Genomic DNA, 25,069 nt, shown 5'->3' with positions numbered 1-25,069 from the left:
GGCGGTGCAGCATGTGCCGCCATACTTCCCCCGACATCAGGACAACCGCCCGGCCCGGCACCGGCCGTCCCCTTCCCCTGGAAGGCGGGCGACGGCCCGTTCCTGCCCGGCGACACCCGCCCACGGGGGAGATCAGACGGGACCATGACAGACAGCATCGCGACCGAATTCTGGACGCTTCATGACTGGCAGCAGGCCTATCGGGCGGGGGCCCGTCCGCAGGACCTGCTACCAGCCTTGCTGGCCCGCCTTTCCGGCGACGACCCGGCATGGATCAGCATGATCGGTCCGGCCGATCTGGAAGCACGCATCCGGGCGCTGGACCCGGCGGCCCCCCTTTACGGCGTCCCGTTCGCCGTGAAGGACAATATCGATGCCGCCGGCTTTTCCACCACCTGCGCCTGTCCCGATTTCGCCTATATTCCCGATACCAGCGCCGCCGCCGTCGCACGGCTGGAGGCGGCGGGGGCCGTCGTGATCGGCAAGACCAACCTGGACCAGTTCGCAACCGGTCTGGTGGGCACCCGTTCCCCCTATGGGGTGGTGGCGAACGCTTTCAGCGCTGCGCATGTCAGTGGCGGTTCCAGTTCCGGGTCGGCATCCGTCGTGGCCCGCGGGCTTGTGCCGTTCGCGCTGGGCACCGATACGGCGGGCTCGGGCCGCGTTCCGGCCGGGCACAACAATCTGGTCGGGTTGAAGCCGACGCGCGGGCTGGTCTCCACCCGCGGTCTGGTGCCGGCCTGTCGCACGCTGGATTGCATCACGGTGCTGGCGCTGTCGGTGGATGATGGGGATACGGTGCTGACCCATATGGCCGGCTATGACGCGGCCGACGCCTATTCGCGCCATGCACCGGCCGCCCCCCCTTCCTGGCCGCCGCGCCCCGTGCTGGGCATTCCCGCTGCACCACCCTGGTTCGGGGATGACGCGGCTGCTGCTGTCTATCAGGCAGCCCTGGGCCGCCTTGCGTCGCTGGGCGTCGTGCTGAAGCCGGTGGATTTCCAGCCTCTATGGGACGTTGCAGCACTGCTTTATGACGGGCCGTGGGTGGCGGAGCGCTATGCCGCCATCGAGGGGATGATGCGTGAAACGCCCGACGCGGTGCATCCCGTTGTCCGGTCGATCATTGCCAAGGCGCGCGACTTCTCCGCAGCGGACGGGTTCAAGGCGGAGTATCGCCGCATGGAACTGGCCCGCCGGGTGGAAGCGCTGATGGATGGGCTGGACGGGCTTCTGGTGCCCACGGCGCCGACATTGCCGACCATTGCCGCCGTGCTGGCCGATCCCGTGACGCTGAATGCGCGGCAGGGGATATATACCAATTTCGTCAACCTGCTGGACTGGTCGGCTATCGCGCTGCCGGCCGGGTTCCGGGCGGACGGGCTGCCGGCCGGTATCACCCTGGTGGCGCCCGCCTGGAACGAAGCGCGGCTGCTGGAGTTTGGCCGTCTGTGGCAGGCGGCCTGCCCGTGGCGCCGGGGCGCCTCGCAATTGCCGCTGCCGCAGGTCACGCGGGACGAGGATGCCGACCGGCATGGCCATGTGACGCTGGCGGTGGTCGGGGCGCACCTGTCGGGCATGCCGTTGAACGGACAATTGACGGAACGGGGGGCCGTGCTGCTGGAAAGCACGCTGACCTCCGCCGCCTATCGCCTTTACGCCCTGCCCGGCACCACGCCGCCCAAGCCTGGCTTGGTGCGCACGGGCGAGGGGATGCCCATCGCCGTGGAATTGTGGGACATGCCGGTCGCCCATTACCGGTCCTTCGTGGCGTTGATCCCACCGCCTTTGGGGATCGGCACCGTGGAACTGGTCGATGGACGCCGTGTCCAGGGCTTCCTGTGCGAGGCCTGGGCCACGCGCGACGCCGCCGACATCACGGGGCTGGGCGGCTGGCGCGCCTACATGCGCCTGCGCGCGCAGAACGCCACCTGATCGGGCCTTGCGGGGGAAAAGATGTTCAAGACCGTTCTGATCGCCAATCGCGGCGAAATCGCCGTCCGCATTGCAGCCACCTTGAAGCGCATGGGTATCCGGTCCGTCGCTGTCCATTCCGACGCCGATGCCGAAAGCCTGCATGTCGCTGTCGCCGACACGGCGGTATCCCTGGGTGGGCAGACGCCGGCCGAAAGCTATCTGTGCGGCGACCGCATCATCGAGATCGCACGGCAGACCGGGGCGGAAGCCATCATTCCCGGCTATGGCTTCCTGTCGGAGAATACCGGCTTCGCCGAGCAATGCGCCGCGGCCGGCATCGTTTTCATCGGCCCCACGCCCGACCAGATCCGGCGGTTCGGGCTGAAACATACTTCACGGGAAATCGCCCAGGCTGCCGGTGTGCCGCTGACACCCGGCACCGGCCTGCTGCGGGACATCGAGGAAGCCCGGACGGCGGCGGCGGCCATCGGCTATCCCGTCATGCTGAAAAGCACGGCGGGTGGCGGCGGCATCGGCCTGCAGCGTTGCGGGGACGCGGCGGAACTGGTCGCCGCCTTCGACAGTGTGAAGCGGCTGGGCCAGTCCTTCTTCAAGGATGGCGGGGTATTCATCGAACGGTTCGTGGCCGATGCCCGCCATGTGGAAGTGCAGATATTCGGTGACGGGAACGGCAATGTCGTGGCCCTGGGGGAGCGTGACTGTTCCGTCCAGCGCCGGAACCAGAAGGTGATCGAGGAGACACCGGCACCCGGCTTGCCGCCGGAGACCCGCCGCCGGCTTCTGGATGCTGCCGTGCGGCTGGGCCGGGCCGTGAACTATGTGTCGGCCGGGACCGTGGAATTCATCTATGACGGGGCGCGCGACGATTTCTATTTCCTGGAGGTGAATACGCGCCTGCAGGTCCAGCCCCGTGACCGAAGCGGTCACGGGGCTGGACCTGGTGGAATGGATGATCCGCATCGCGGCCGGGGAGCCGCCGGTCTTCCAGAACCTTCCAGAACCGCAGGGGGCGGCCATGGAAGTCCGGCTTTATGCGGAAAATCCCGTGCGCAATTTCGCCCCTTCGCCGGGCGTGCTGACGGAGGTGCATTTTCCCGAAGGGGTGCGTGTCGATGGCTGGGTCCGCACGGGTACGGAGGTTTCGGCCCATTACGACCCGATGATCGCCAAGATCATCGCCCATGGCGCCGACCGGGAACAGGCCCGGATCCGGCTGCTGGAGGCCCTGGATGCCACGCGCCTGCACGGCATTGCGACCAATCTGGATTACCTGCGCGGCATCCTGTCGGGCGCACCGTTCAGCGAGGGGCGGGTCTCGACCCGTTTCCTGGACGATTATCACCATGTCTCGCCCGTGGTGGAGGTGGTGGAAGCGGGAACATACACGACGGTCCAGGATTATCCGGGCCGACAGGGCTATTGGGATGTCGGCGTGCCGCCTTCCGGTCCCATGGATGATTATGCCTTCCGACTGGCCAACCGGATCGTGGGCAATGATCCGGGTGCCGCAGGGCTTGAATGCACCTTGCAGGGACCGATGCTGCGCTTCCACGGGGATACCGTGATCGCCCTGACGGGCGCGCCGGTCGGGGCCAGTCTGGATGATGGCGAGCCGCTGCCGCTCTGGCGCCCCATCGCTGTCAGGGCGGGGCAGGTATTGCGGCTGGGCCGCGCGGAAAGCGGCTGCCGCACCTATATCGCCATCCGCAACGGGCTGGACGTGCCCGATTATCTCGGGTCGAAATCGACCTTCGTGCTGGGCCAGTTCGGCGGGCATGCGGGCCGCACCCTGCGGGTGGGCGACGTGCTGCCCGTCAGCCGGCCGGGTGTGCCGGCCTGCACCACGCCGGCCCCGGTCCATGATCCGGCCCCGGCACCGGCCGCGTTGATCCCCCTTTATGGCCGGCACTGGGACATCGCGGTCCTGTATGGTCCCCATGGTGCGCCCGATTTCTTCCAGCCGGCAGCGATGGAAACCTTCTTCGGCAGCGATTACCGCGTCCATCACAATTCCAACCGCCTTGGGGTGCGGCTGGTGGGGCCGAAACCGGAATGGACGCGCAGCGATGGCGGGGAGGCGGGCCTGCACCCGTCCAACATCCATGATTGCGTCTATGCGATCGGCAGTATCAATTTCACTGGCGATACGCCGGTGATCCTGACCTGCGACGGGCCCAGCCTGGGCGGCTTCGTCTGCCCTGCCACCATCGCGAAGGCCGATTTGTGGAAAGTCGGCCAGGTGAAGCCCGGCGACACCATCCGCTTCCGTCCCATCAGCTTCGCCGATGCCCTGGCCCTGGAACAGGCGCAGGACGCGGCTATCGCGGCGCTGGCCCCTGTCACCCTGACGGAACCGCCGCGCATCCGGCCGGAAAGCTGCATCCTGGCCCGCCTGCCGGCCACGGATGCCAGGCCCATGGTCACCTATCGTCAGGCCGGGGACAAATATGTCCTGCTGGAATATGGGGAGAATGTGCTGGACCTGCGCCTTCGCCTGCGCATCCACCTGTTGATGGAGGCCGTGAAGGCCGCGGCCCTGCCCGGCATCGCCGAACTGTCGCCGGGTGTGCGCTCGGTTCAGATCCATTATGACAGCAGGATCATCGCACAGGAGATGCTTATTGAGAAACTGCTTGAACTGGAGGCCGGGCTGGGCGACGTGGAGGGGCTGAAGGTGCCCAGCCGCATCGTCCATCTGCCCCTGGCGTTCGAGGATGCGGCCACGCTGGGGGCTGTCACCCGGTATCGCGAAACGGTCAAGGCCGACGCACCGTGGCTGCCCAACAATGTCGATTTCATCCGGCGCATCAACGGGCTGGATAGCCGGGAACAGGTGCGCGACACGCTTTATGATGCCAGTTATATGGTGTTGGGCCTGGGGGATGTGTATCTGGGCGCACCCTGTGCTGTGCCGCTGGACCCGCGCCACCGCCTGTTGACCAGCAAGTACAACCCCGCCCGTACCTACACGGCGGAAGGCACGGTCGGCATCGGTGGCGTCTACATGTGCATCTATGGCATGGACAGTCCGGGTGGCTATCAGCTGGTCGGCCGCACCGTGCCCATCTGGAACCGGTTTCTGGCCAACCGTCAGTTCGGGGGCGAACCCTGGCTGCTGCGTTTCTTCGACCGGGTACGCTTCTATCCCGCGACGGAGGCGGAGCTTGACCGGTTCCGTACCGATTTCCGCGCCGGCCGGGTGCAGGTTCGGGTCGAGGAGGATGTGTTCGACCTCGCTGCGCACGAGGCGGCATGGGCGGCCCAGGCCCCGCAGATCGACGCCTTCCGTGCCCGCCAGCAGGCCGCATTCACGGCGGAGGTGGCACGCTGGCAGGCCGACGAGGGGCCGGCCGTGGAGGAGGACGCCGACGCCCCGCCCCCCGCCGACGATCGTGATGCCATTCAGGCCGATATTTCCGGCAATGTCTGGAAGGTGCTGGTCGAGGTGGGCCAGCAGGTGGAGGCTGGTCAACCGCTGGTGGTGCTGGAGGCGATGAAGATGGAATTCGCCGTCCATGCGCGTGGTCCGGGCCGCATCCGCGCTGTCCATTGTCGGGCCGGCCGCCCTGTGGTGGCCGGTGACGCCTTGCTGTCCGTTGCCGCTGAATGAGGGGGAAGGCGGGGGCAGGTCAGGGACCGCCCCCGCCCTTCTTCAGCGCTGCCGCCCGGACGATGCCTGACAGGACCCGGTGATAGGTGCCGCAGCGGCACAGGTTGGTGATCGTGTCACGGATATCCTGTTCCGTCGGGTCCGGATTGTCCCGCAGCAGGGCAGCGGCAGCCATGATCATGCCGGACTGGCAATAGCCGCATTGCGGGACGCTCAATTCCTGCCAGGCCTGCTGGACCGGATGCCGGCCGTCGGGGTCCAGCCCTTCAATGGTGACGACGGCGCCATCACCCACCGCTTCCACCGGCATTCCGCAGGAACGGGTGGCAATGCCGTCGATATGCACCGTACAGGCACCGCAGGCGCCGATGCCGCAGCCGAATTTTGTTCCCGTCAGGCCCAGCGCATCACGCAGGGCCCACAGCAGCGGCGTGTCGGGGCTGACATCCAGATCGTGCCGCTTTCCGTTGATCGTCAGGCTGATCGTGCCGGTCATCTCAAATCCTCCCCGTCAGGCCAGCCCGGCCCTTGCCAGCGGCAGTGATCGGACGCGGATGCCGGTAGCAGCGAAAATGGCGTTGGTGACGGCCGGGGCCACGGTGGGCAGGCCGGGTTCCCCGATGCCGCCCATGGCGACGCCCTCGCTTTCCAGGATATGCACCTCCATAGGTGGTGTTTCCGCCAGGGTCAGGATCGGCTGGTCGGTGAAGGAGGTCTGATCGACCTTGCCGTCGGTCACCGTGATTTCCCCATGGTAAAGGGCTGACAGGGCGAAGATGGCGGCCCCCTGCATCTGCGCTTCGATCGTGCCGGGGTCCACGGCAAGCCCGGGATCGACCGCGGCCACCAGCCTTTCGATCCGGGCCTTGCCCTCCGTCACATGCACCAGGGCGGCATGGGCCACCAGGGTGCCATAGGATTCCATGAACGCGATGCCCATGCCCTTTCCCGGCGGCAATGCCCGGCCCCAGCCGATGGCATCGGCCGCCTTGTCCAGCACGCGGACGCTGCGGGGATGGCTGGCCAGCATCTCCCGGCGGAACCGGTAGGGGTCCAGCCCCCCCGCATGCGCGATCTCGTCGATCAGGCTTTCGGCGAAGAAGCCGTTCTGGGAATGGCCGACGCCGCGCCACATGCCGATGGGGATGGGGGTCGGCTGGTCAACCCAATCCACCTTCAGGGCTGGCAGGCTGTACTGCATGTCGTTCAATCCGCCCACGGCGGCGAAATCGGCCCGCGGTGGTCCGGTCAGCGCCCGCTGCCAGGACATCAGCGACGGACCGACAGCCGTCAGGTGCATGCCCGTCAGCCGCCTTTGCGCGTCCAGGCTGATCCGGGCGCGCAGGCCCATGCCGGGACGGTAGAACCCGTGCTGCATGTCTTCTTCGCGTGTCCAGATCAGCTTCACAGGCCGCCCGACGGCGCGGGCGATCTCGGCAGCCTGCACCGCGAAATCCCGCGGCCAGCGCCGGCCGAAGCCGCCACCGAGGAAGGTACGGTGAACGGTGACCTGTTCGGCCGGCAGGTCCAGCAACTGCCCCACGACGCGGGCCACCACCAGCGGACCCTGGGTCGGTGCCCACAAGGTGGCCTTGCCGGCCTCCACATGCGCCACGCAGCTCATCGGCTCCATGGTCATATGGGCCAGGAAGGGCGCGTCATAGAAACAGTCCAGCCGCTGGACCGCCTGTGCCCAGGCCTCGTCCACATCCCCCTGTGCCAGCGCCTGGATGGCGTGGCCCGTCCGGGCAAGCTCCGGCCGGGCGGCGGCCAGGGCCGCTGTGCTGGCCGTGGCGTCGCGCCCGCCCTCGAATGTCACGTCCAGAGCATCATAGCCTTTCCGGGCGGCCCAGAAATTCTCCGCCACCACGGCGATGCCGGCCTCATACGGATAGGGCGTGTCCAGCACCTGCCCCCCGAACGGTACCACGGCGACAACCCCGGGAACCGCCAGGGCCGGTGCAGGGTCGTAGTGGCGAATACGCCCGCCGAAAACCGGGCTCATCCTGACGGTCGCAGTCAGCAAACCCGGCAGCTTCATATCACCGGCATATACGGCGCGGCCCGTCACCTTGTCGGCGGCATCCTTGGCCGGAATGGATTTGCCGATCAAGGTGAACTGGTCCCGCGGCTTCAGCGGCGGGTCGGCAGGGATGGGCAGGGACGATGCGGCCTGGACCAACAGGCCGATATTCAGGCGCCGTCCCGTAATGTCGTCGATGGCGTATCCGTTTTCGATCCGTACCCGGTCGGCGGTTGTCTTCCACTGTGCGGCGGCGGCCTGGCGAAGCATTTCCCGCGCCTGGGCTCCCAGTTTCCGCAGCAGCGGATAATAGCCGCGAACGCTGATCGACTGGCCCGTCGTCTGGCCCCTCGATGCAGGGTTGTTGAAGGCCGGGTTGCCATCGGAATTGACGATCGTCACCCGTGACCAGTCGCCGCCAAGCTCGTCGATCAGGATCTTGGGCAGGGAGGTGAAGATGCCCTGGCCCATTTCCGCGGCCGGGGTGGCGATGGTGATGGCGCCGTCCGGTGCAATATTCATCCAGGCGGCAAAAGGTGTGTCGGCATCGCCTGCACGCCCCACGGCCACCGCCGGACCCGCCCGGCCCAATGCCAGCCCCAACAGCAATCCACCAGCGCCGGCCAGCAGGATGCGACGGGACAGGGCCGGCGCGGTCGGTGACGCCTTGTCGTCTATTGTCACGCAACCTCCTTGCATCGAATTCGGCAATCTTGATTGTAAATAGCGACAAAGCACCTTACCTTTCCGGTCTGTCCACCTGTCGGGGACAGGGGAAGACAGAATGGAAGGCCCCGGCTTTCTGCCGTTTGCCAAGGGTAAGGCTTTGTCGGCGCGCGCTTTCTTAGATGTATCATATGTAATACAATATGCGCAAACCGCTTCACGCCGTTTCCATTTTTCCGGAAAAGGGGCTGGTGTGCCGTGGTCGGTCCGATGGCGATTGGGGATGTGAATTGGCCATGAACACGAAACAGCGAAAGGGCCGGCCGGCGGCCGGCGGGCGGGGTTCGCTGTCCAAGGATGTCAGCAGCCTGCCGGTCTATCACCAGCTTTACGTCGTGCTGCGCCAGCAGATCATCGATGGCGCCTACAGCGCGACAACGCCGCTGCCGACCGAGATGGCCCTGTCCGCGGAATTCAACCTGTCCCGCGTCACCGTGCGCCGTGCGCTGGAACTGCTGGAACGCGAGGGGCTGGTGGTGCGACGCCAGGGCGTCGGCACCTTTCCTGCCCCGCAGGAAGGGGGGGCTTCCAGCCCGCAGCGCCTGTCGGGCCTGATCGAGAACCTGATCACCATCGGGGTGGAAACAACGGCGCAGACGCTGGGTTTCGATGCCGATATCCTGTTGCCGCCGCATGCCTGCGCCGCGCTGAAACTGTCGGCGGGCAGCCGGGGTGTCTGGCTGGAGCGGCTGCGGTCGCACAAGGACAAGCCGGTGTCGGTGACAGGCGTCTATCTTCCTGCCGGCAGTGCATCGCTTTTGCAGGGCAAGACCCTGGATGACCAACCTGTCGTGCGGGTGCTGGAACAGGCCGGCATCATCCCGGTCAGTGCCGAACAGACAATCAGTGCCATTGCCGCCAACGACCATGTTGCCGAAAAGCTGGGGGTGGCCATCGGGTCGCCCGTGATCCGGCTGCGCCGTACCGTCTTCGACCGGGATGGCAAGCCTATCCTGCATCAGCAGAGCCTCTACAATCCCGACCGGTACGAATATTACATGCTGCTGACGCGGGACAACAGCACTGCACGACCGCAATGGCGTCATATCGGTTGATACGCCCTCACCCCTGTCCCATGCGCCGCAGGGGCAGGGGGTGGCGGGCCATGGTGACGGTCTTCTGCCGTGTGTAGAAGGCTTCGCAATCCATGCCGCCTTCCGCCCCGACGCCGGATTCCTTCCACCCGCCGAACGGCGCGCGCAATTCGCGCATCATGGGTGTGTTGATCCACACCACGCCGGACTGCAACTCTTCCTGCGCGCGCAGCGCCAGATAAAGGTCCTGCGTCCAGACATAGGACACCAGCCCGAAATCCGTGGCGTTGGCGATGCGGAAGGCATCATCGGCCGTGTCGAACAGCAGGATGGTGGCGAATGGGCCGAAGATTTCCTCCCGGCAGACGGTCGCGGCCGCATCATCGGTCATGGCCACGGTCGGTTCCAGGTAGAACCCCTTGTCGAATCCGGCATGGGGCTTGCCGCCGGCCAGGATCTGCATGCCTTCCCGCCGTGCCGTCTCGGCATAGGCCAGGATACGGTCGCGATGCGCGCGCGATGCGACCGGTCCCAGTTCGGTGCCGGCATCCAGCGGGCTGCCCACCCGCAGCCGGGCGACGCGGTCCAGGAAGGCGGGGATGAAGCGGTCGGCGATGGACCGCTGCACCAGGATGCGTGACCCGGCCAGGCATTGCTGGCCGTTATTGGTGAAGATGCCCAGCAGGGCACCATCCACCGCCTGGTCGAAATCGGCGCTGTCGAAGATGATATTGGCCGATTTGCCGCCCAACTCCATGGTGGAAGGCTTAAGCATCTGCCCGGCGGCCGACATGATGGCCCGGCCCGTGGCCGTGCCGCCGGTGAAGGATATGACGTTCACATCCCCGTGGCGTACCAGGGCATCCCCCGTCACGGCGCCCCGGCCACTGACAAGGTTCACCACCCCGTCGGGCAGGCCCGCGTCATGGATCAGTTCGACCAGCTTGTGAACGCCCAGCGGTGCCTGCTCGGACGGTTTGATAATGCAGCTATTGCCGAAGGCGATGGCGCCGGCGATCTTCATGGCTCCCAGCGCCACAGGCGCGTTCCAGGGCGCGATCAGGCCAGCGACCCCAACAGGCTGGCGGCGCACCAGGGTCATGTGGTCGGGCGCCTGGTCATAGACACGGCCGGCCGCCTGGCCGATATAGTCGGCGAAGAAGCGGAAATTGTGCCCGGCCCTGGCCACGTGCCGCACCTTGGACTGGCTCAGCGGAATGCCGGTATTGGCCGTTTCGATGGCGGCCAGTTCCGCCGCCCCGGCGTCGATCCGGTCGGCGATGCGGCGCAGCATCTCCTGCCGGGCTTCCACGGACTGGCGGGACCAGCGCCCGTCGTCGAAGGCCGCCCGTGCGGCCTCTGCGGCGCGGGCCACCAGGTCGGGGCCGGCTTCCGCCACATGGGTCAGTTCGGTCTCGTCGGCGGGATTGATGACGGGCAGGGCAGGACCGGCACCGATGACGGGCTTGCCGGCGATGAAGGCGCTGAAGCTGGCGGACATGGGGCGGCTACCCTTTCGCTTAACGGATCTGCGCCGACTTGCGCAGGGCCTCGATCATGGAGGAGCGCAGCAGATAGGCCCGCGCGCTTTCCGGATTGGCGATGATACGCAGCAGATCGTCCAGGATCACGCGCCGCTTGGCGGGATCGCGTTCCTGCATGCGCGACCGGTTGCGGTCGGCCTGGGCCAGCACCTCGGCCTCCGCGATGGGGCGGCGCTGGCGGGTATAGCGGTCCAGCAGATCCAGGGAGCCACCATGCCAGATTTCCGTCAGCGTACCGGCCAGGTTGAAGGCATCGTGCAGACCGCCATTCATCCCCATGCCGCCGCTGGGGCTGTTGATATGCGCGGCGTCGCCGGCCAGCACGACGCGGCCATTGCGGTAATCGCGGGTGATGCGCATATGGACGCGGTAGGCACGGGCCTCACCGATCTCATATTCCGCATCACGCGGCACGATCTCCTGCATCTTCCGGTCGATATTTTCCGGCAGAAGCGCTTCCTCGATCGGCATGCCGGGATCGGGGTAGAGGCTGCAGCGCCAGCGGTCGGGCAGGCGCAGCAGGCTGAATGTGCCGTCCTTCTTCCAGACATAATTGACGTTGGACAGGCCCGGCAGATGGTCTTCAAACCGGAAGCTGGTGGTCGCCAGGATGGTTGTCTCGGGATAGGTGACACCATCGAATTCCAGCCCGATCAGGCCCCTGACCACGCTGCGCGCGCCATCGGCGCCGACCAGGAACAGGCCGCGCAGCGTCTGCGCCCCCGCCGGTGTCTCGACCGTCGCGGTGACGCCGTCGCCATTCTGCGACAGATCGGTCAGCCGGGTGGAAAAGCGGATATCGACCAGCGGCTCGCCCCGCAGCCTTTCCGCCAGCAACTCGCACAGGCGCCATTGCTCACATTGCAGGCGATAGGGGTGGGCGGTGTCGTCCTTCAGCACAGACAGGTCAAATTCGGCCCGCTCGTGCGTGTCGTGCATGCGGATCTGCCAGGAGGGACAGATGCGGCCTTGCGCGATCAGGGGGCTTGCGAAACCATGTTCATCCAGCATGTCCAGCGTGGGCGGATGGAAGGTGGAGGCGCGAAGGTCCTGTGGCAGTTCGGCTTCCTGTTCCACGACAACGGAAGGGATGCCCTGGCGGGACAGGAGATAGGCCGTCATCAGGCCGACGGGCCCGGCACCGACGATAAGGATGCGCCGTTCGGATGCATGCATGGTGAAGGTCGCCGCTTGTTGTGCGCTGATTTGTATGCACTATAAGACAATATGAGGGGCTGGCAACCCCGGAAATGGGCTTATTGTATTATTTTGCGTACATCTCGCCGGCCGGTGTCCAGGCGTGGTCCAGGCGGGGGTGAATCCTCTCCATATTCTCTTAATAATCAAAAGATTAATGGTAGAGGCGCGAGTCCATGGAACGGGGCCGCCTAAAAAGCGCTTGTGCCTGCATTGTCTCCTAATGTACACATTAAGAGACAATATGGTGCCGTTTCGGCATCGATACCATTGCCGCGGGAGTGTCCCCATGTTGCGGCTTATGATCTGGGTCCGCGATTTCGCGTTCCTGCTGGTCGCCACCATGACGGTGTTGTTCTTTCTGGTCCGGCTTGCCGGTGACCCGGCCATCATGCTGGCCGGGCCCGATGCCAGTCCGGCCCAGTTGGACGCTGTACGCCAAGCCTATGGTTTCGATCGCAGCCTGATCGAGCAATATCTGATCTTCGTCTCCCATATGGTGCGCCTGGATTTCGGCAATTCGCTGGTCGATGGGGCGCCGGCGCTGGACAAGGTGCTTGCCACCTTCCCGGCCAGCCTGTTTCTGGCCGTGATGGCCATGGCACTGAACCTTGCCGTCTCCATCCCCGTTGGCGCGTGGCTGGGGCAGGAACGGGGCGGGGCCGGGCGCCGGCTGGCGCGCGGCTTCATTTCGGTGATGCAGGGCTTTCCCGGTTTCGTGCTGGCACTGCTGCTGGTCAACCTGTTCGCCGTGGGGCTGGAATGGTTGCCCGCCGTTGGTTATGCGGGGCCGGCAAGCTGGGTTCTGCCCGTGGTTTCCGTCACATCCTTCCTGGCGCCCAAGCTGATCCGCGTGGTGGAGGCGAATACTGCTGCTGCCTATCGGTCGCATTATGTACGCACCGCTGTTGCCATCGGGACAGGGCCGCGCACCATCCTGTGGCGGCATGTAATGCCGAATGCGCTGCTCGGCGCCACGGCTGTCGTGGGGGCGGAATTTGCCTTCATGGTCACGGGGCTGGTGGTGATCGAGACGATCTTCGCCTGGCCCGGTATCGGCTGGCTGCTGGTGCGCTCCACCCTCAATCTGGATTTTCCCGTCGTGCAGGCGATTGTCTTCATCATCGTCATCGCCGTTTTCCTGACCAATCTGGCGACGGAGGCGGTGCAGATGCGCCTTGACCCCCGCTTGCGCGGCCCCGGTGCGGCGGGGGGTGCCAATGGTTGAGCGTCTTTTCGCCTCCGGCCGGTCCTGGCTGTTCCTGGGTGTGCTGGGCCTTTGCCTTCTGGCGCTGGTGGCCGGGCCGGTGCTGGTGGCTCATGATCCCGCCCTGATCGACCTGTCCAAACGCTTTGCCGCCCCCTTCACGGACGGGCATTGGCTGGGTTGCGACCAATTGGGGCGGGACATCGCGGCCCGGCTGCTGGCGGGGCTTTACCGGTCGCTGGGAACCGCCCTGGTGGCCACGGCCATCGCCTTTTGCATCGGTACGGCATTGGGCCTGCTGGCGGCGCGCAGCACCTCCCTGCTGGGCGCCTTCATGCGGCAATTGACCAGTTTCACCCAATCCTTTCCCGTCTTTGTCCTGGCGGTCAGTGTGATCGCCATTGTCGGGTCCAACGGTTTCTGGGCTGTGGTGCTGACGCTGGGGCTGGCCACCTGGCCCGTCTTCGCCCGCGTCGCCTATGCGGAGGGCAGCAGCCTGTTGAAGCGTGAATATGTCCTGGCGGCAGAGATGATGCAGATGGGTACGGCACGGCTACTGCTGCGCCATGTGCTGCCGGGGCTGATCCCCAGCCTGTCGGTGCTGGTCGTGTTCCATTTCGCCGACATGATCATTGCGGAAAGCGCCTTGTCCTTCCTGGGCATCGGTGCGCCCCTGGGCGCGCCAAGCTGGGGCGGCATGCTGAATGAGAGCCGGGCCTATATGCTGGTCGCCCCCTGGATGTTGCTGGCCCCCGCCGGCGCCATCATCCTTCTGGTGGTCAGCGCCCATCTGTTCGGCCAGAAATTGCGGGATGCCACGGCATGAACGGGCCTGTGAACGACACCCCCATCCTGGCCATCCGGGATTTGCAGATCGATGCCGTACCGGCCGGCGGCCCGCCGCGCCGGTTGGTGGATGGCGTGTCCCTGTCCGTGGCGGCGGGGGAGGTGCTGGGCATTGTCGGCCAGTCCGGGTCGGGCAAATCGCTCTCCGCTTTCGCCGTGGCGCGGTTGCTGCCGGATGGGGTGCGGCTGGCCGCTGGATCGGTGCATCTGGGCGGCCAGCGGATTGACGATCTGGATGAAGGGCGGATGCGGGCCTTGCGCGGCGGGCGCATCGGCTTCGTGTTCCAGGACCCGCTTTCCTCCTTCAACCCGGTGCGGACCATCGGGTCCATCCTGATTGAATCCATCCGCCGGCATCAGCGCCTGGATGCGAAATCCGCCCGTGCCCTGGCGGTGGAGATGCTGACCCGGATGCGGTTGCCGGGGAAGGATGCCTGCGTGGATGCCTATCCGCACCAGCTTTCCGGCGGGCAGCGGCAACGGGCCATGATCGCCCTGGCGCTGGCCAACGGTCCCGACCTTTTGATCGCGGATGAGCCGACAACGGCACTGGACCCGACCATCCAGTTGCAGATCCTGGCCCTGCTGAAGCAGCAGACGGCTGGTCGCGCCAGCATCCTGATCACCCATGATTTCAGTGTGGCGGCGGCCATCTGCAACCAGATCGCCGTGATGCATCAGGGCCGGCTGGTGGAAAGTGGGCCGGCGGCACAGGTGCTGACCGATCCACAGCATGATTATACACGCAGCCTGCTGCGCCATGCCCGGTTGGCACCGGCCGCGACGGGAGAGGCATGATGACGGCACCCCTGCTGACCATCGAAGGGCTGGGCGTGCGCTATGGCACGGGCGCCCAGGCCAAACAGGCTTTGTCCGATTGCAGCCTGGACCTGCGCGCCGGTGAAATCCTGGCCGTGGTCGGGGAGTCCGGTTCGGGTAAATCGACCCTGGCCCGCGCCGTGGCCGGGATCGCCCCCGTCAGCCAGGGCCGTATCTGCCTGGATGGGCAGGATCTGGCCGGCCTGAAGGGGGAGGTGCGGCGCCGGGCGCGCCGGTCGATCCAGATGGTGTTCCAGGATCCCGATGCCAGCCTGAACCCGCGCCACACCATCCGCGCCATCCTGTCCGAACCGCTGGAGGTGATCGGCTATGGCGACCGGGCGGCCCGCGCTGCCCGGATCGAGGCGCTGATGGCGCTGGTGCATCTGGACAGCGCCTTGCTGGACCGGCGGCCCTCCGGCCTGTCGGGCGGGCAGAAGCAGCGGATTGCGATTGCCCGCGCCCTGGCGATGGAACCCCGCCTGTTGATCGCGGACGAGGCGCTGTCGGCGCTGGATGTCACCACCCAGGCGGCTGTGGCGTCCCTGTTCATCGAACTGCGCGACCGGCTGGGCTTGGCCATCCTGTTCATTTCCCACGACATGGCCATGGTCCGGCATCTGGCGGATCATGTCTGCGTCATCCGGTCGGGCCGCATCGTGGAAGCAGGTGCGGTTGACATCGTCATGGCACGGCCGACCCACCCCTATACCAACCTGCTGCTGGCGGCATCGCTGGACCCCAAGGGGGCGCTGGCCGATCCGGACCTGATGACGGCGCTGACCGCGGCGGGGGAAATTGATGAGGACCATCTGGGCCGCCTGCTGGCCGCGCACCGCGCCGGACAGCAGGGTGGCCTTCAAGGAGAGTGACATGATCACCGCACCGCACGCGATGTTGCCCGATCTGACCGCCGAGGATCGCAGCCGGCAGAGCGCCATCGTGGCGCTGCGCCGCTTCCTGAACGCCCAGGTGCGTCCCCGCAATATCAGCCATTATGAAAAGCAGGGCGTGCCGGCTTTCAGCGCCGCCCATGGTCACGCCCCGCAATCGCATGAAGAGGTGGCGGATGCCTTCCGCCTCAGTTCCGGTTACCGGACCTGGAGCGCGATGAACCGGGCAGCACAGGAATTGCTGTGGCAGACGGCAGGGGAACCGATCCTGCGCCATGATGAGACCCTGCGCGAGACATACCGGCGGCTGACGGCGGAGCGGCTGGAGACGGTCGGCGGCGGCCTGTCGCTGGACCCCGACCTGTCCGGCATCGGTCTGGTGGCCGATATCGACATCCATCTCCAGCCCGGCGGTTATACGCTGGACCGGGGGGAGGCGGATGTGGTGGCCGGCGCGTTGTATGAAATGGGTGGGCGCGTCTTTTCCGTCGGGCAGGGGATCGGGGCCGGGGACAGCAAGGCTGGCGCCGTCATCGCCTTTCTGGCGGAACGGTTCCCCGACCTGAAGCCGCGCCGCATCCTGGATATCGGCTGTTCCGCCGGGGCGGCGGCCTGTGAATATGCGCTGCATTTCCCCGAAGCAGACGTGCATGCCGTGGATATCGGCGCCGGCATGCTGCGCTATGCCCATGCCCGCGCCCTGGCGCTGGGGGCGCGTGTCTTCTTCCATCAGATGGATACGGCGCGGCTGGGCTTTGCCGATGGCGAATTCGATCTCGTCGTGTCCCACAATGTCATGCATGAGATCGATAATGATGTCCGCCGCGCCATGATGCGGGAAAGCCGGCGCCTGCTGGCGGCCGGGGGCGTCGCCCTGCACCAGGATGTGCCCTACCGCTTCCAGGATCTGGACGTGCCGCATCAGGTTGAAAAATCCTGGGATGTGGAATTCAACAATGAACCATTCTGGGTGAAATACGCCACGGCTGACGTGACGGGCGATATGGTGGCAGCCGGCTTCGATGCCGCCACCGTGCGGGAGGAACGCATCCCCAAACTGCGCGGACCCGGCGCCTGGTATGTCGCTTACGGACAGCAGACCGGCGGGGCGCGGGGATGAGGATGCGACGAACCCTTCTGGCGCTTCCCCTGCTGTTGCTGACGGCTATTTGCCCGCCGGCCCCCGTGCTGGCGACAGCGATGGCGGCGGAGCCGGCACCGCTGGAACTGCGCATGGCGGTCAATTCCCTTCCGGCCAGCCTGGGCAACCCGTTCCGGGGCAATGGCCGGCCGGGGTCGCAGGTCTGGGCCGCCATCTTTGATGCACTGACGGAACTGGATGAACAGGGCCGGTTGCAGCCGGCCCTGGCGACGGCTTGGGAGCCGGTGGGCCCGACCGTCTGGCGCTTTTACCTGCGCGGTGATGTCCGCTTTGGTAATGGCCGGGTGTTTGATGGCGATGCCGTCACCGCCGTCATGGAATGGCTGATGTCGCCGGAAGGGCGGCGTTCCGTCATCGGCAATGAATTGCGCGGCGTGAAGGCCGTGCGCACCATCGACCCGCTGGTGGTGGAGATGGAAACGGCTGAGCCCGACCCCATCCTGCCCAAGCGGATGGCCGCCGTGATGATGGTGGAGCCGGACCTGTGGCGCCAGTTGGGGCCGGATGGTTTCGCCCAACAGCCGGTCGGGACCGGTAGCTTCCTGCTGAAAGGCTGGGATCAGCGGCGGCGGCAGGCCCAGGCCGTGGCCAACCCCTATCGCTGGCGCCCCAGTGCCGTGACGGGCCTGACTTTCATGGAATTGCCCAATGCGGCGGTACGGGCCCAGGCCCTGCTGTCCGGTGATGTCGATATTGCGGGGGTGGAGATCGACGAGTTGGAACGGTTGAAGCGTAATCGCTTTCCTGTCGTCATCACCCCGTCCATGCAGGTGATGTCCATCGCCTTCCGGGTGGAGGGGACGGCCCCGGATGCGCCCATGCGCGATGTGAGGGTGCGGCAGGCGTTGAATTACGCCATCGACAAGCAGGCATTGGCCGACATCCTTCTGGAAGGCCATGCCTCGCCAGCGGGACAGCCCGCGCCCGCCATCACGTTCGGCTATGATCCCGATCTGGAACCCTATCCCTATAACCCCGTCAAGGCGCGCGATCTGTTGCGCCAGGCGGGGTTTGCTGACGGATTTGTGATCGCAGCCGAAGTCGTGATCGACAGCCTGCCGGCCGACACGCTGATCTATCAGGCGGTGGCACAGTATTGGCGCAATGTCGGGGTGGAGATGACGTTGCAGATCGTCACCTTCCCCCAGTACCTGAAGAAGTTCCTGACCAATAGCTGGACGGCTGATGCCTTCGGCGCATCATGGAACAGTTCCCCCTACAATGATGCGCTGCGGCCGATGGAGGTATTCTCCTGCCGTCGCCCCAAACCCTTCTTCTGCGACCCCGCCCTGGCCGACCGGCTGGGGCAGGTGGCACAGATCATGGATGACGGGGAAAGGCTGTCCGGCATGCGTGCGCTGGCGCGCGATTATCAGCAGGCGGCACCTGCCGCCTTCCTGGTCGATCAGATCGACCTGTTCTCCCATTCCCCCCGCCTTGCCAACATCACCATCCGCAACCGGGTACCGGATTACCGGTCCATCGTCCGGGCCGGCGGGGCAAACCAGCCGACGGAGTAAACAGCCATGAAACCGGCCGATGCCATTGTGGAACTGTCCAGCCTGGCCCGTGGCGCCCGCCCGTCCAGCCTGGACAATACGGAAACGGAAGCGGTGCTGCGCATCGCCATGGCACTGCTGCTGGAACTGTCGGTCGCCAATGACCGGATTGACCGGCTGGAACGGGAGGTGGCCAGCCTGCGCGGTGTGGATGTCGGCACCCTGAAATCGATGCCGCTGGACGCGACTGCCAGCACGGAGCGACAGATGGCGACCGACGGGTTGATGGCCCGGGTGCTGGCCGGTCTGACGCGCCAGGACGCGCCCCGCGATGAGTGAGGCAGCGGGACAGCGGTTGGAATATGGCGCGGGTGGGGTGCTGGGCGTCCTCACCCCCTCCGGCAATCCGACGGTGGAACCGGAGATGCAGCGTCTGTTCGGCACGGGCATCACCATGCTGACCACCCGCATGCACAGCACGGATCCGTCGCTGCTGCGCCGGCTGATGCTTTATGCTGAAACGCTGGACCAGAGCCTGGAGAGTTTCGGCGGCATTGCGCTGGATGCCGCGCTTTTCGCCTGCACGGGCACGTCCTATCTGTTGGGCGCCGAACGGGAGGCGGCCCTGGTCGCCCATTGGCGTGACCGGGGTGTGCGGCTGTTGACGGCGGCGCAGGCGATCCGGGCCGCAGCCGCCGAAGCCGGTGTCCACCGTGCCGTTCTGGTCAATCCCTATCCGCCGGACCTGCGGGAACCAGCCCTGGCCTATTGGCAGGCAGCAGGGCTTGATCTGGTGGACGTGATCGATGTGCGCAACCCGGAACCGGGCTACCATGCGATCTATACCCTGCGGGGGGACGCCATATCGGCTGCCCTGGCCGATGCGATGGCCCGGCCGGCCGACATGGTTTTGATGATGGGTACCGGTATGCCCAGCCTTATATCTCTGGCTCGGGCAGCTCAGTCGTCTACATCAAGGAACAAGTTGCTCCTCTCATCGAACCTCGCGCTGGCCTGGGCCGGCTGTCGGGTGCTGGACCCGGAATTTCCCCGCCCCGGCCCTATGCTGACATCATTCGCAGCCCGGATCCGGCCCGAAATCTGCCCGGATTTTCAACAAATGGCGACCTGACCGGTTGTCTCTCCCTGCGCGCCCATACGGGCCGGGAAATCAAAAAATTGATATAACAATAACTCATTTTTTGCGCTGAAACGGCCATAAAGCCGTTGACAAGCCATTCCGACGGAACCATTCTGCCTCCATATTGTATTTAAAAAAATACAACAAGGATGGACGGGACGCCGCTGGCGCCGCATCCGCACAAACAGGCGAGCAGACAGGAGGTTAAGATGCAAACGAAGGTCCTGGCGCGGCTGATCTGCTGTGCCCCGCTGGCCGGGCTTCTTGTGCCCGCCGCCGTGCAGGCCCAGACGACGGAGCCCCCCTTGCAGTTGGAGGAGATCGTTGTCTCCGCCCGCAAGATTTCCGAACGCCTGCAGGATGTGCCCGTGGCTGTGACAGCCATGAACCGCGATGCGTTGGACCGGCTGGGCGTGAAAGATATCGGCCAGCTTTCCAACATGGTGCCGGGCCTGTCGTATGACCAGGATTTCGGCCGCCGTCTGGACCGGCCGGCCATCCGTGGCCAGTCTTCCATCCTGGGCACGCCCAATGCCGCGTCCTTCCTGGATGGTGTCTTCATTCCCGACAGCCTGTTCGGCACCGAAATGGCGTTCGTGGAGCAGGTGGAGGTGATCAAGGGGCCGCAGTCTGCGCTTTATGGCCGCCAGACCTTCTCCGGCGCCATCTCCTACGTCTCCCGCAAGCCGTCCGATGTGATGGAGGGGGAGGTCAAGCTGACCGCCGCCCAGCATGATGAGTATAACGCGCTGGCCATGATCAGCGGGCCGCTGATCGAAGACAAGCTGGCCTTCCAGCTTGCCGGCAACTACTACACCTATGGCGGCGAATACCGGAACAACAACCCCGCCGACAGCCGCTATGGCAAGAAGATCGGGGATGAGGAGACCAAGGCGGTCTCCGGTGCCCTGCTGTTCACGCCCAGCGACAATCTGGATATCACGCTGCGCTATTCCTATGGCAAGAACAAGGATGGGCACGACGCCACCGTTCTGCAGCGGGCGGCAAGCAACAATTGCTTCCCCAATGCTGCCGGCACGGCCTTCCAGTATTATTGCGGCGTCGTCCAGGCATCGCCGGAGCAGATCAGCCTTAATCTGGATGCCGTGGATGGCGGCGGGCTGACGCGCGAAACCTCGCGTGCTGCGGCCATCGTCAATTACCAGGCCGGTGACATCCAGCTTACCTCCATCACGGGCTACACGAATTCCGACGAGGATCGCAAGGCCGACCTGGATTTCCAGCCCATCACGGGTGCGGGTGGCACTCTGCATGCCCGTGACGGCATCTATATCGAAAGCTTCTCGCAGGAAGTCCGCATCGCCGCCGACAAGGTGGACGGATTCCGCTGGCTGGTCGGCGCCTATATGTATGATGAGGACCGGTCGACCGAACGGTTCATGTATCCGCTGAACCGCCTGCAGAACAACGGTACCAACACCATCCGCAACTATGCCGGCTTTGCCCTGGTCAATGTCGACCTGACCGACGCGCTGACCGCCGGTGCCGAATTGCGCTATGCGGTGGACAAGCTGGGGCTGAAGGGTGGGGACAACAACTACAATCTGTCCAAGACCTTCAAGAGCTGGAACCCGCGCTTCACCCTGGATTATCGCTTCAACAGCGATGTCATGGCCTATGGCGTCGTGGCCCGCGGCAACAAGCCGGGCGGTTTCAATTCCGATGCCCGCCTGACCGGCAATCAGGTGTTTTATGACGAGGAAGCCGCCTGGAACTATGAACTGGGTCTGAAGACCGATCTGCTGGACCGCCGGCTGCGCCTGAACGTCGCCGCCTATTACATCGACTGGAAGGACCAGCAGCTTACCCAGTCCGCCATCTTCGGCACGGGTTCCATCTCCTACATCGCCAATGCCGGCTCGCTGGAGGTGAAGGGCATCGAGGTGGAGGCCCAGGCGGCCTTGACCGACTGGTGGCGCCTGTCGACCGGCATTTCCCTGAACGACCCGGAATACAAGAGCGGCACCGATGCCGAAGTCGGCCGCCTGACGGGCGACAGTTCCATCAAGGGAAAGACGGCACCCAACACACCGAAGTACCAGTTCTCCGTCGTGTCCGATTTCGATTTCCCCGTGACGGAGGAAATGGATGGCTTCTTCAACGTCGTCTACACCTACCGTTCGAAGAAATATGATCAGGTGGGCAATTTCGCATCCACGGGCAGCCGTGACCAGGTGGATGCCCGCACCGGTGTGAGCTTCGGTGATTACCGCGCCACCCTGTTCGTCAAGAACCTGTTCGACAATCTCGACCCGATGGGCGTGATCCGTTACGTCGATTTCGGCGTGACGGGCAGCCCGCGCGGTTACCAGGTTTCCCTGCCGCGCGGCCGGCAGGTGGGGCTGACGCTGGAAGCAAAGTTCTGATCGGGTCGCCAGCCTGATCAATGTCAAGGGGCGGGGCGCTGTCGCGGCCCGCCCCTTCTTTTCATGGGTTCGGGGTGACGACCTGGGTCATTCCTGGTTGTCACCCGGCGCGTTGCCGTTTGCGGCCATGTCCTCGCGCATCTCGAACCACATGGCGTTCAGGACGGCGAAGGCCGCGGCCAGGGGAAGGCCCAGCATCCAGGCGAAATACCACATATTCTTTCTCCTTATGTCCGGATGGGGTCAATAATGATGGCCCTGGCCATCGCGGATAGCGTCAGGATCGACCTTGCCCCACAGGATGCGATAGGCCCAGGCCGTGTAGGCCATGACGATGGGCAGGAAGATCAATGTCACCACCAGCATGATGAACAGCGTCTGATGCGAGGAGGAACTGTCCCAGACCGTCAGGCTGCTGGCGGCGTCGACGGAGGAAGGCAGGATGAACGGGAACATGGAAACGCCCACGGTCGCGATGATCCCGAACAGGGACAGGGCGGAAACCAGCAGCGTCCCCACCTCCCGTCCGGCCTTCAGCCCGTACCAGACCAGCAGCGGTCCGATCAGGCCCAGCAGTGGGGCGACCAGCAGCAGCGGCCATCTGGCATAATTGCCGAACCACAGGCCGGGGGCCGTCTCCACGCTTTTCAGCAGAGGGTTGGAGGGGCCATCGGCGATGATGGCGCTGCTGATGCGATAGCCGTCGATCCACAGATAGAGCGCCAGCCCGCCCAGCGCGAACAGGGCCGGTGTGGCAAGTGCGGCCACCAGCCCGACGGTGCGCGCGCGGCCGGCAATGGTGCCGCTGGTCTTCAGCGCCAGCCAGGCCGACCCGTGCATGATCAGCATCGTGACCGACAGCAACCCGCACAGCAGCGCAAACGGGTTCAACAGCCCGAAGAACGACCCGTCATAAAAGGCGCGCAAGGTCGGGTCGAGCCGGAAGGGCACGCCCTGCAGCACATTGCCCACCGCCACGCCGAAGATCAGCGGCGGCACGAAACCACCGATGAACAGCGCCCAGTCCCAGCGGCTGCGCCATTGCGTATCGGCATGCTTGGACCGGTACTTGAACGCCACCGGCCGCAGGATCAACGCCGCCAGCACCACGAACATGGCCAGATAGAAGCCGGAGAAGGACACGGCGTAAAGCGGTGGCCAGGCAGCGAAGATGGCGCCGCCGCCCAGGATGAACCAGACCTGATTGCCTTCCCAGACAGGCCCGACCGTGTTGATGATCGTGCGCCGTTCCAGATCGGTGCGGCCGATGAAGGGCAGCAGCGTGCAGACCCCCATGTCGAACCCGTCGGTCGCCGCGAAGCCGATCAGCAGTACGCCCAACAGGACCCACCAGATCAGGCGCAGCGTTTCATAATCGATAAGCTCATGCAGGATCATGGCCGTTACTCCGCGGGCTGGGGGGCAGCTTGCAGGCGATGCGAGGGGGCCGCTTCATCATCGGGTTCGGGGCCCTTGGCGATGGCGCGCAGCATCAGCTTCACCTCCACCACGAAAAGCACGCTGTAGAACAGCGTGAAGCCGGCGATGGTGATCAGCAGGTCTGTCACGCCCAGGCTGGAAACGGCCATCGCCGTGGGCAGCACGCCTTCGATGATCCAGGGCTGGCGTCCGAATTCGGCCACGAACCAGCCCAGTTCGGCCGCGATCCAGGGCAGTGGGATGGCCAGGACCGCCAGCTTCAGCAGCCAGCGGGGTTCACCCAGCCGCTGGCGGGCCGATTGCCAGAAGAAGGCGGCCATCAGCGCGATGAAGAAGAAGCCCAGCCCCACCATGATCCGGAATGACCAGAACAGCGGCCCCACCTGTGGCACCAGGTCCCAGGCCGCCTTGTCGATCTGTTCCGCCGTCGCCTGGCGCGGGTCATCGACATAACGCTTCAGCAGATAGGCATAGCCGAGATCGGCGCCGTGATCCTCGAACATGGCCTTCACGGATGGATCGACATTGGCCACGCCGCGGGCGGTCCGGATGGTTTCCAGCGCATCATAGGCCTGGATGCCGTTCTCCACCCGCTCCCGCCCGCGTGCCACCAGTTCGTTGATGCCCGGCACCTCCGTGTTCAGCGACCGGGTGGAAATCAGGCCCAGCGCCCAGGGGATCTGGATGACATGATGTGTCTCCCGCGCGGCCTGATTGGGAAAGCCGATGGCGGTAAAGCTGGCGGGGGCGGGTTCGGTCTCCCACATCCCTTCGATGGCGGCCAGCTTCATCTTCTGATGTTCGGTGGCCAGATAGCCGCTTTCATCCCCCAGCACGACCACCGATAGCGACGATAGAAGGCCGAAGGAACAGGCGACGGCCATCGACCGCTTGGCCAGCAGCACATGCCTGTGCTTCAGAAGATACCAGGCCGACACGCCCAGCACGAACACCGCCGCCGTGACATAGCCGGCCGACACGGTATGTACGAATTTCGCCTGCGCCACGGGGTTGAAGATCACGGCATAGAAATCCTCGATCTCCATGCGCATGGTGACGGGGTTGAAGACCGCGCCGACGGGGTTCTGCATCCAGCCATTGGCGATCAGGATCCACAGCGCGGAGAAATTGGAACCGATGGCGACGGCCCATGTAGCGGCCAGATGCTGGAGCTTCGTCATCCGGTCCCAGCCGAAGAAGAACAGGCCGACAAAGGTCGCTTCCAGGAAAAAGGCCATCAGCCCTTCGATGGCCAGCGGCGCACCGAAGATGTCGCCGACATAATGGCTGTAGTAGGACCAGTTCATGCCGAACTGGAATTCCATGGTGATGCCGGTCGCCACCCCCAGCACGAAGTTGATCCCGAACAGGGTGCCCCAGAACTTGGTCATCTGCCGCCAGATCACGCGGCCGGTCATGACATAGACCGTCTCCATGATGGCGATGATGACCGACAGGCCCAGGGTCAGGGGTACGAAGAGAAAGTGATAAAGGGCCGTCAGCGCGAATTGCAGGCGCGACAGCCCGACAATGTCCAACTCCATGCGTCTGCCCGCCGGTGTCCCCGGCGCTCCCCAACGCCTGCCCCGTCCCGATGGCGGGG

General features: G+C 65.2%; 18 protein-coding genes and 1 pseudogene. 12 read left to right on the top strand and 7 right to left on the bottom strand.

The window, feature by feature from the left end; genetic code table 11:
- The first annotated feature begins 144 nt into the window (after nucleotides 1-144).
- Both atzF and uca read left to right on the top strand, forming a co-directional pair.
- Nucleotides 145-1,935 (top strand): allophanate hydrolase, encoded by a 1,791-nt coding sequence (atzF, locus tag ABC728_RS08005; RefSeq protein ID WP_416617920.1) that lies wholly within the window; start codon nucleotides 145-147, stop codon nucleotides 1,933-1,935.
- Nucleotides 1,936-1,956: 21 nt separating this feature from the next.
- Nucleotides 1,957-5,548: pseudogene (gene uca / locus ABC728_RS08000) on the top strand (urea carboxylase).
- 19 nt (nucleotides 5,549-5,567) lie between these two features.
- On the opposite strand, the gene ABC728_RS07995 reads toward uca, so the two are convergent.
- Nucleotides 5,568-6,044, bottom strand: coding sequence for a (2Fe-2S)-binding protein (locus ABC728_RS07995; protein WP_416617919.1), 477 nt, complete (start codon nucleotides 6,042-6,044; stop codon nucleotides 5,568-5,570).
- Between the two features lie 15 nt (nucleotides 6,045-6,059).
- The gene (locus ABC728_RS07990; protein ID WP_416617918.1) at nucleotides 6,060-8,255 is read right to left on the bottom strand and encodes a xanthine dehydrogenase family protein molybdopterin-binding subunit; all 2,196 of its coding nucleotides are present in this window, start codon (nucleotides 8,253-8,255) and stop codon (nucleotides 6,060-6,062) included.
- Nucleotides 8,256-8,533: 278 nt separating this feature from the next.
- On the opposite strand from ABC728_RS07990, the gene ABC728_RS07985 reads away from it, so the two are divergent.
- Nucleotides 8,534-9,352, top strand: a complete 819-nt coding sequence (locus ABC728_RS07985; RefSeq protein WP_416617917.1) for a GntR family transcriptional regulator — start codon at nucleotides 8,534-8,536, stop codon at nucleotides 9,350-9,352.
- A gap of 7 nt (nucleotides 9,353-9,359) precedes the next feature.
- On the opposite strand, the gene ABC728_RS07980 is transcribed toward ABC728_RS07985, so the two are convergent.
- Together ABC728_RS07980 and ABC728_RS07975 are read right to left on the bottom strand one after the other, a co-directional pair.
- Nucleotides 9,360-10,832, bottom strand: coding sequence for an aldehyde dehydrogenase (locus tag ABC728_RS07980; protein WP_416617916.1), 1,473 nt, complete (start codon nucleotides 10,830-10,832; stop codon nucleotides 9,360-9,362).
- A 19-nt stretch (nucleotides 10,833-10,851) separates the two neighbouring features.
- On the bottom strand, nucleotides 10,852-12,051 hold the full coding sequence (locus ABC728_RS07975; protein ID WP_416617915.1) for an FAD-dependent oxidoreductase: 1,200 nt from the start codon (nucleotides 12,049-12,051) through the stop codon (nucleotides 10,852-10,854).
- A 310-nt stretch (nucleotides 12,052-12,361) separates the two neighbouring features.
- Between ABC728_RS07975 and ABC728_RS07970 the strand changes: the two genes are divergently transcribed.
- From ABC728_RS07970 to ABC728_RS07930, 9 genes are all read left to right on the top strand, one after another.
- The gene (locus ABC728_RS07970; protein WP_416617914.1) at nucleotides 12,362-13,300 is read left to right on the top strand and encodes an ABC transporter permease; all 939 of its coding nucleotides are present in this window, start codon (nucleotides 12,362-12,364) and stop codon (nucleotides 13,298-13,300) included.
- Nucleotides 13,293-14,105 (top strand): ABC transporter permease, encoded by an 813-nt coding sequence (locus tag ABC728_RS07965; protein WP_416617913.1) that lies wholly within the window; start codon nucleotides 13,293-13,295, stop codon nucleotides 14,103-14,105. The genes ABC728_RS07970 and ABC728_RS07965 overlap by 8 nt, the downstream gene beginning before the upstream one ends.
- A complete protein-coding gene (locus tag ABC728_RS07960; RefSeq protein ID WP_416617912.1) occupies nucleotides 14,102-14,923 on the top strand; it encodes an ATP-binding cassette domain-containing protein in 822 nt (273 codons plus the stop codon). The genes ABC728_RS07965 and ABC728_RS07960 overlap by 4 nt, the downstream gene beginning before the upstream one ends.
- Complete coding sequence (locus ABC728_RS07955) at nucleotides 14,920-15,816, top strand: ABC transporter ATP-binding protein (RefSeq protein WP_416617911.1); 897 nt, start codon at nucleotides 14,920-14,922, stop codon at nucleotides 15,814-15,816. The genes ABC728_RS07960 and ABC728_RS07955 overlap by 4 nt, the downstream gene beginning before the upstream one ends.
- Complete coding sequence (locus ABC728_RS07950) at nucleotides 15,746-16,957, top strand: class I SAM-dependent methyltransferase (protein ID WP_416617910.1); 1,212 nt, start codon at nucleotides 15,746-15,748, stop codon at nucleotides 16,955-16,957. Before ABC728_RS07955 ends, ABC728_RS07950 begins: the two co-directional genes overlap by 71 nt.
- Before the next feature lie 2 nt (nucleotides 16,958-16,959).
- Nucleotides 16,960-18,519, top strand: a complete 1,560-nt coding sequence (locus tag ABC728_RS07945) for an ABC transporter substrate-binding protein (RefSeq protein WP_416617909.1) — start codon at nucleotides 16,960-16,962, stop codon at nucleotides 18,517-18,519.
- 6 nt (nucleotides 18,520-18,525) lie between these two features.
- A complete protein-coding gene (locus ABC728_RS07940; protein ID WP_416617908.1) occupies nucleotides 18,526-18,837 on the top strand; it encodes a hypothetical protein in 312 nt (103 codons plus the stop codon).
- Nucleotides 18,830-19,630 (top strand): hypothetical protein, encoded by an 801-nt coding sequence (locus ABC728_RS07935; RefSeq protein ID WP_416617907.1) that lies wholly within the window; start codon nucleotides 18,830-18,832, stop codon nucleotides 19,628-19,630. Before ABC728_RS07940 ends, ABC728_RS07935 begins: the two co-directional genes overlap by 8 nt.
- Before the next feature lie 218 nt (nucleotides 19,631-19,848).
- The gene (locus ABC728_RS07930) at nucleotides 19,849-22,026 is read left to right on the top strand and encodes a TonB-dependent receptor (protein WP_416617906.1); all 2,178 of its coding nucleotides are present in this window, start codon (nucleotides 19,849-19,851) and stop codon (nucleotides 22,024-22,026) included.
- Between the two features lie 87 nt (nucleotides 22,027-22,113).
- Here ABC728_RS07930 and cydX read toward each other — a convergent pair whose 3' ends face one another.
- Genes cydX through ABC728_RS07915 form a run of 3 tightly spaced genes read right to left on the bottom strand, consistent with a single transcriptional unit; the run spans nucleotide 22,114 to nucleotide 25,010 of the window.
- Nucleotides 22,114-22,242: a cytochrome bd-I oxidase subunit CydX gene (gene cydX, locus ABC728_RS07925; RefSeq protein ID WP_416617905.1), complete on the bottom strand. Its 129-nt coding sequence runs from the start codon at nucleotides 22,240-22,242 to the stop codon at nucleotides 22,114-22,116.
- A gap of 27 nt (nucleotides 22,243-22,269) precedes the next feature.
- Nucleotides 22,270-23,424, bottom strand: a complete 1,155-nt coding sequence (cydB, locus tag ABC728_RS07920) for a cytochrome d ubiquinol oxidase subunit II (RefSeq protein ID WP_416617904.1) — start codon at nucleotides 23,422-23,424, stop codon at nucleotides 22,270-22,272.
- Between the two features lie 5 nt (nucleotides 23,425-23,429).
- Nucleotides 23,430-25,010: a cytochrome ubiquinol oxidase subunit I gene (locus ABC728_RS07915; RefSeq protein WP_416617903.1), complete on the bottom strand. Its 1,581-nt coding sequence runs from the start codon at nucleotides 25,008-25,010 to the stop codon at nucleotides 23,430-23,432.
- Nucleotides 25,011-25,069 lie beyond the last annotated feature (59 nt).

The sequence above is a fragment of the Niveispirillum fermenti genome, assembly GCF_052474395.1.
Note: the sequence above shows the minus strand (reverse complement) of the source record. Positions and strands in the feature narration are given on the sequence as shown.

What these genes read in the sequence shown, in the direction of transcription:
- ABC728_RS07970 (WP_416617914.1), top strand. Translation starts at nt 12,362, where the DNA reads ATGTTGCGGCTTATGATCTGGGTCCGCGATTTCGCGTTCCTGCTGGTC.
- ABC728_RS07960 (WP_416617912.1), top strand. Translation starts at nt 14,102, where the DNA reads ATGAACGGGCCTGTGAACGACACCCCCATCCTGGCCATCCGGGATTTG.
- cydX (WP_416617905.1), bottom strand. Translation starts at nt 22,242, where the DNA reads ATGTGGTATTTCGCCTGGATGCTGGGCCTTCCCCTGGCCGCGGCCTTC.
- cydB (WP_416617904.1), bottom strand. Translation starts at nt 23,424, where the DNA reads ATGATCCTGCATGAGCTTATCGATTATGAAACGCTGCGCCTGATCTGG.
- ABC728_RS07985 (WP_416617917.1), top strand. Translation starts at nt 8,534, where the DNA reads ATGAACACGAAACAGCGAAAGGGCCGGCCGGCGGCCGGCGGGCGGGGT.
- atzF (WP_416617920.1), top strand. Translation starts at nt 145, where the DNA reads ATGACAGACAGCATCGCGACCGAATTCTGGACGCTTCATGACTGGCAG.
- ABC728_RS07930 (WP_416617906.1), top strand. Translation starts at nt 19,849, where the DNA reads ATGCAAACGAAGGTCCTGGCGCGGCTGATCTGCTGTGCCCCGCTGGCC.
- ABC728_RS07915 (WP_416617903.1), bottom strand. Translation starts at nt 25,010, where the DNA reads ATGGAGTTGGACATTGTCGGGCTGTCGCGCCTGCAATTCGCGCTGACG.
- ABC728_RS07965 (WP_416617913.1), top strand. Translation starts at nt 13,293, where the DNA reads ATGGTTGAGCGTCTTTTCGCCTCCGGCCGGTCCTGGCTGTTCCTGGGT.
- ABC728_RS07975 (WP_416617915.1), bottom strand. Translation starts at nt 12,051, where the DNA reads ATGCATGCATCCGAACGGCGCATCCTTATCGTCGGTGCCGGGCCCGTC.
- ABC728_RS07955 (WP_416617911.1), top strand. Translation starts at nt 14,920, where the DNA reads ATGATGACGGCACCCCTGCTGACCATCGAAGGGCTGGGCGTGCGCTAT.
- ABC728_RS07995 (WP_416617919.1), bottom strand. Translation starts at nt 6,044, where the DNA reads ATGACCGGCACGATCAGCCTGACGATCAACGGAAAGCGGCACGATCTG.
- ABC728_RS07945 (WP_416617909.1), top strand. Translation starts at nt 16,960, where the DNA reads ATGCGACGAACCCTTCTGGCGCTTCCCCTGCTGTTGCTGACGGCTATT.
- ABC728_RS07980 (WP_416617916.1), bottom strand. Translation starts at nt 10,832, where the DNA reads ATGTCCGCCAGCTTCAGCGCCTTCATCGCCGGCAAGCCCGTCATCGGT.
- ABC728_RS07935 (WP_416617907.1), top strand. Translation starts at nt 18,830, where the DNA reads ATGAGTGAGGCAGCGGGACAGCGGTTGGAATATGGCGCGGGTGGGGTG.
- ABC728_RS07950 (WP_416617910.1), top strand. Translation starts at nt 15,746, where the DNA reads ATGAGGACCATCTGGGCCGCCTGCTGGCCGCGCACCGCGCCGGACAGC.
- ABC728_RS07940 (WP_416617908.1), top strand. Translation starts at nt 18,526, where the DNA reads ATGAAACCGGCCGATGCCATTGTGGAACTGTCCAGCCTGGCCCGTGGC.